Genomic DNA, 5,449 nt, shown 5'->3' with positions numbered 1-5,449 from the left:
CTGCGCAACTGTGCTTTCTCGGTCAGCCGGCCGACATTGCGCGCCGGCTGACCGAGAAAGCACAGTTGCGCAGCGTGCGGCTCTCCGATGACGCCTTCTCGGCGTTGAAGGGTTTTCTCGAGATCGACGTCGCGCTCAGCGGCGCGACCGCGGCGCTGGAAAAATTCGCCGCCGATGCCGGCCTGTCGCTGGGGCCGGCGCTGGAGAATTTCTCCGCCCGCGCCAAGGCGATCGAGGCGCATGGGCTGTCCTCGGCGCAGATCCGCTACGATGCCGCTTTCGGCCGCCCGCTCGACTATTACACCGGCCTCGTCTTCGAGATCGCTGTCCAGGGAGGCGATCGCCCGCTTGTCGGCGGCGGCCGCTACGACCGGCTGCTGACGCTGCTTGGCGCCAAGAAGCCGATTCCCGGCGTGGGTTTTTCGGTCTGGCTCGACCGGATCGAAGCCTTGCGGGAGAATGCCAAATGATCACGCTGGCGATCCCGTCGAAAGGCCGACTCAAGGAACAGTCGCTCGAAGTGCTGGCCAAGGCAGGGCTGGCCGTTACCTTGCCCGAGGACGACCGCAAATACCGCGCGCGTATCGACGGCCTCGACAATGTCGAGGTGGCCTTCCTGTCCGCGTCCGAGATCGCCGGCGAGATCGGGCAAGGGTCGGTCGATCTCGGCATCACCGGCGAGGATCTTTTGCGCGAGAATCTCGCCGACTGGGAAGCGCGCGCCGAGATCGTCGCGCGCCTCGGCTTCGGCAATGCCGACGTCGTGGTGGCCGTGCCCGACATCTGGCTCGATGTCGACACCATGGCCGATCTTGATGATGTCGCCGCCGATTTCCGCCAGCGCCACGGCCGGCGGCTCAGGATCGCCACCAAATATTGGCGGCTGACGCAGCAGTTCTTTTCGCTCAAGCACGGCATCCAGGTCTACCGCATCGTCGAAAGCCTCGGCGCCACCGAAGGCGCGCCGGCCGCCGGCCTGGCGGACGTCATCGTCGACATCACCACCACCGGCTCGACGCTGCGCGCCAACCACCTCAAGGTGCTGGGCGACGGCACCATCCTCAAGTCGCAGGCCTGTCTGGTCGCGTCGAGGAAGCAGCGCGACGCGGCGGATGAGGCACGGTTGCGGGCAATCGCAGCCAAAATGGGCGCCTTGGTCGCTTAGCCCTCCCTACCTTCGGCGGGTTTCCACCGCCTTTGCAGGCTGATAGGCTCAATCATCTCGGGAGGAGACGGCGATGGCGATCAAACTCGACGAGCTTATGAACGCCACCAATTTGCGCGGGCATCGCGCGAGCGGCACCTTTATTGCCCCGGCCGGCGGCAAGGCGCATGTCTCGGGCGATCGCTTGGTGCCTTTGCTCGACAAGACCATTCCGGAGCTGTTCTCCGATACGGTGAGCAAATACGCCACGCTCGACGCCGCCGTCTTCGTCGGTCAGGACAAGCGCTTCACCTGGAGCGAGCTGTCGGATGCGGTCGACGCCCTGGCCGCCGGTTTCCTGGCGCTCGGCCTGGAAAAGGGCGACCGCGTCGGCATCTGGTCGCCGAACCGCTGGGAATGGCTGGTGACGCAGTTCGCCACCGCTCGCATCGGCCTGATCCTGGTCAACATCAACCCGGCCTATCGGCTGACCGAGCTGGAATATGCGCTCAACAAGGTCGGCTGCAAGGCGCTGGTCACGGCGGCCCAGTTCAAGACATCCGATTACCTCGGCATGATCGAGACGCTCGCGCCGGAGATCGCCAAGGCGGAGCCCGGCAAGCTCAAGGCGAAAAAGCTGCCGGCGTTGAAGATCGTCATCCGCATGGGTGACGACAATTCGCCCGGCATGTTCAATTTCGGCGATGTGCTGGCCATGGCCGGCCGCGACGAGCACGACAGTCTCGACCGCATCTCGGAGAGCCTGAAGCCCGCAGATGCCATCAACATCCAGTTCACCAGCGGCACGACCGGCGCGCCGAAGGGGGCGACGCTGACCCACGCGAACATCGTCAACAACGGCAATTTCGTCACCTCGGCCATAAAACTCACCGTCGATGACCGGCTCTGCATCCCCGTGCCGCTCTACCATTGCTTCGGCATGTCGATGGGCACGATGGGCTGCGTGTCGAAGGGCGCGACCATGGTCTTCCCTGGCGAAGGGTTTGACGCCGGCGCGACGCTGAAAGCGGTCGCGCAGGAGCATTGCACCGGACTCTACGGCGTGCCGACCATGTTCGTCGCCATGCTCGACCATGCCGATTTCGCCGGCTTCGACCTCTCCAGCCTGCGCACCGGCATCATGGCCGGCTCGCCATGCCCGATCGAGGTGATGAAGAAGGTGGTGTCGCTCATGCATATGAGCCAGGTGACCATCGCCTATGGCATGACCGAGACCAGCCCGGTCTCCTTCCAGAGCAGCGTCGACGACCCGCTTGAAAAGCGCGTCTCCACCGTCGGCCGCATCCACCCGCATGTCGAGGTGAAAGCGATCGGCGCGGATGGCGCGACCGTCGCGGTCGGGGAGCCTGGCGAGCTTTGCACGCGCGGCTATTCGGTGATGAAGGGCTATTGGGACGACGCTGACAAGACCCGCGAGGCGATCGACGCCGAGGGTTGGATGCACACCGGCGACCTCGCCACGATAGATGCCGAGGGCTATTGCAACATCGTCGGGCGGGTAAAGGACATGGTCATCCGCGGCGGCGAGAACGTCTATCCGCGCGAGGTCGAGGAGTTCCTCTACCGCCATCCAAAGGTCAAGGAAGTGCAGGTCTTCGGCATTCCGGACGACAAATATGGCGAGGAACTCTGCGCCTGGATCGTGCTGAAGCCCGGCCAGATCGCCACCGCCGAGGAAATCAAGGCCTTCTGCGCTGGCCAGATCGCGCATTACAAGGTGCCGCGCCACATCCGTTTCCGCACCGAATTGCCGATGACGGTGACCGGCAAGCCGCAGAAATTCCTGATGCGCGAAGCGATGGTGGAGGAACTCGGGCTGGTGGCGCAGAAGACGGCGTGAAACGGCATTTATGGACAACGAGTTTCCCAATTTCGCGGCGCTGAGGGCCGCCAAAATCGAAAACGTGGATTATCGCATCGTCGTCCGCCGAGGCGCGCGAACGGGCGGCGCGATCGTCATGGCTCCGCATGGCGGCAAGATAGAGCCCCGCACCTCCCTGATCACCGAGACGATAGCCGGCGACGATCTCGACATGTATTGCTTTGAAGGGCTGATGCCGGAAAGCAACCGGGAGCTGCACATAACGTCCAGGAACTTCGACGAGGCAACCGCGCTGGACCTGTTGCGGACCAAGTCCACTGTCGTCGCCATCCACGGCCGTCAGGATCGCGACGATCTCGCGACGGTCTACCTGGGCGGCAAGGACGCCGCATTGGTTTCGGAGATAGCCTGGCGCCTGCAGGAGGCCGGCTTCCAGACGCAAAAGGACAACCATCCGTTTCCGGGCATCCAGGATTCGAACATCGTCAATCGCGGATTGACGGGAAAAGGCGCACAACTGGAAGTCCCCTTCTCGCTGCGCCGCCGGCTGGGCAACGAGCCGGACCTTCTGGAAAAATTCTGTGGGGCGGTTCGCAGGGCCATGGAGACAAGCGACGCCCAAAATGGTGCCTGGTCCCCAATCCTATTTTGAATGCTGCAAAGTGCTCGGGACGTGCTCCCCACGCGCTTTTCCGCTAAGGTCGAAAAAACGCATGGTGTAGACCAAGGGGGGTGGATGACGAGTTACGCCCGGTCGGGAACGTCCTACACGATGCCGCTGGCCGCGCTGGCGATGGCTCTCGCGGTCAAGGCCAGCGGCCTTTCGGTTGACGAAGGGTCGCTAAACGTCAGGATCCTCGTCGGAGCGCTGTCGAGCGCCATCATGTTCGTCACCATTTTCGTCGTGCTCGATCATGCCGAGGCGCTCGCCCGGCGCGTAGGGGAGCCCTACGGAACATTGGTGCTGACCTTCGCGGTGACGGCGATCGAAGTGTCGATCATAGTCTCCATGATGCTGCATGGAGAAAACAACCCGACGCTGGCGCGCGAGTCCGTTTTCTCGACGGTGATGATCACCTCCACCGGCGTTGTGGGCATCTGCCTCACGCTTGGCGGCTGGCGCTATCGCAAGCAGGCGATCGTCCGGCAAGGGACCAGCGCCTACCTGTCGGTCCTGATCGCGCTGACCGTGATGACGCTTATTCTTCCGACCTACACCCGAACCACGGACCCCGGCACGTTTTCGGCGGCTCAGCTTGGTTTCGTGAGCGTCCTTTCGGTGCTGCTCTATGCGAGCTTCGTGTTCGCCCAGACCGTTCGTCACCGGGAGGACTTCGTCCAGGGACAGGCACACGACGCACCGATGCGAACCGCCTCCCACGACAGCATTTCCGTCAGCGCCGTGCTGCTGTTGAGTGGGCTCATCGGCATTGTCCTGCTCGCCGAGCAGGTCGCCGCGAGCGTGGAGGACGCGCTCGCCGCCTACCAGGTGACCCAGGCCGACAGTATCGTGGGCGCGTTGATCGCGGCGCTGGTTTTGATGCCGGAGGCCATCTCAGCGATCCGCGCCTCGTTCAGGAACGAGCTGCAGCGCAGCCTCAACGTCGCGATGGGGTCGGCCTGCGCCACGATCGGTTTGACGATACCGGCGGTCGCGGCCGCCAGTCTGCTGACGGGCAGGGGACTGACCCTGGGGCTTCCGGCCTCCGATGCCGTGCTTCTGGTACTGGCGCTCTTCATATGCAGCGTCAGCTTCAGCACCGAAAGAACGACGTTCCTGACCGGGATGGTCCATGTCGTGGTGTTTTTCACCTATGTGTTTCTGATCTTCGTGCCGTGAAGGGTGTCGCGAGCCGAGCATCGGGCGCAGGGTTAGCGCCGCCTCGAGAAGCGCTTCACGCCGCGAGCACCGCCCGATCCAGTCCGCGTATGATCCGCGCCAGTTCCACGCACTCGTCCTGGCGCACCTTGTTCTTCCGCCAGGCCATGCAGATCGTGCGCTGCGGCATCGGCTCCTGGAACGGCACGATCCTCAGATCCGGCAGGGCGCCAGCGGCACTTGCTGCCATTTCCGGCACCAGCGTGACGCCAAGCCCGTGCGCGACCATCTGCAGGAGCGTGGTGAGGCTGGTCGCGCCATAGCTTGCCATCGCCACCGGCCGCACACTGCCGCAGACGGCCAAAGCCTGCTCGCGCAGGCAGTGGCCTTCCTCCAAGAGCATCAGGCGCTCCAGCGCCGGGCTTTCGGGCGGCACCGGCGGTGAGGCGAAGGCCGGATCGCCGGCGGGCACGGCGAGGAAGAAGCGGTCGGCAAAAAGCTTTTCGGTGACGATCGCCGGCTGATCGAGCGGCAAGGCCGCGATGAAGGCGTCGAGCCGGCCAGACGTCGCTTCCTCGACCAGCGACGCGGTCACCGCCTCGCGCAGCTCGAGCTGGAGGGAAGGGTAGTGTTTTTTCAGCTC

Annotated in this window: 6 protein-coding genes; 5 read left to right on the top strand and 1 reads right to left on the bottom strand. The window is 64.1% G+C overall.

The window, feature by feature from the left end; translation table 11 throughout:
• The 5 genes from EOA27_RS19940 to EOA27_RS19920 all read left to right on the top strand — a co-directional run.
• On the top strand, positions 1-470 hold a 470-nt coding region (locus EOA27_RS19940), incomplete at its 5' end, for an ATP phosphoribosyltransferase regulatory subunit (protein WP_189562063.1).
• Complete coding sequence (hisG, locus tag EOA27_RS19935; RefSeq protein WP_126078871.1) at positions 467-1,165, top strand: ATP phosphoribosyltransferase; 699 nt, start codon at positions 467-469, stop codon at positions 1,163-1,165. The genes EOA27_RS19940 and hisG, both read left to right, overlap by 4 nt.
• 73 nt (positions 1,166-1,238) lie before the next feature.
• The gene (locus EOA27_RS19930; protein WP_126078870.1) at positions 1,239-3,005 is read left to right on the top strand and encodes an AMP-binding protein; all 1,767 of its coding nucleotides are present in this window, start codon (positions 1,239-1,241) and stop codon (positions 3,003-3,005) included.
• A gap of 10 nt (positions 3,006-3,015) precedes the next feature.
• Positions 3,016-3,639, top strand: a complete 624-nt coding sequence (locus tag EOA27_RS19925; RefSeq protein ID WP_127256946.1) for a poly-gamma-glutamate hydrolase family protein — start codon at positions 3,016-3,018, stop codon at positions 3,637-3,639.
• Between the two features lie 84 nt (positions 3,640-3,723).
• The gene (locus EOA27_RS19920) at positions 3,724-4,827 is read left to right on the top strand and encodes a calcium:proton antiporter (protein ID WP_126083512.1); all 1,104 of its coding nucleotides are present in this window, start codon (positions 3,724-3,726) and stop codon (positions 4,825-4,827) included.
• A gap of 55 nt (positions 4,828-4,882) precedes the next feature.
• Here the strand turns inward: EOA27_RS19920 and EOA27_RS19915 are convergent.
• On the bottom strand, positions 4,883-5,449 hold a 567-nt coding region (locus EOA27_RS19915), incomplete at its 5' end, for a LysR substrate-binding domain-containing protein (RefSeq protein ID WP_245491125.1).

This window comes from Mesorhizobium sp. M2A.F.Ca.ET.037.01.1.1 (assembly GCF_003998075.1).
In the GTDB taxonomy this organism is placed as follows: domain Bacteria; phylum Pseudomonadota; class Alphaproteobacteria; order Rhizobiales; family Rhizobiaceae; genus Mesorhizobium.
Note: the sequence above shows the minus strand (reverse complement) of the source record. Positions and strands in the feature narration are given on the sequence as shown.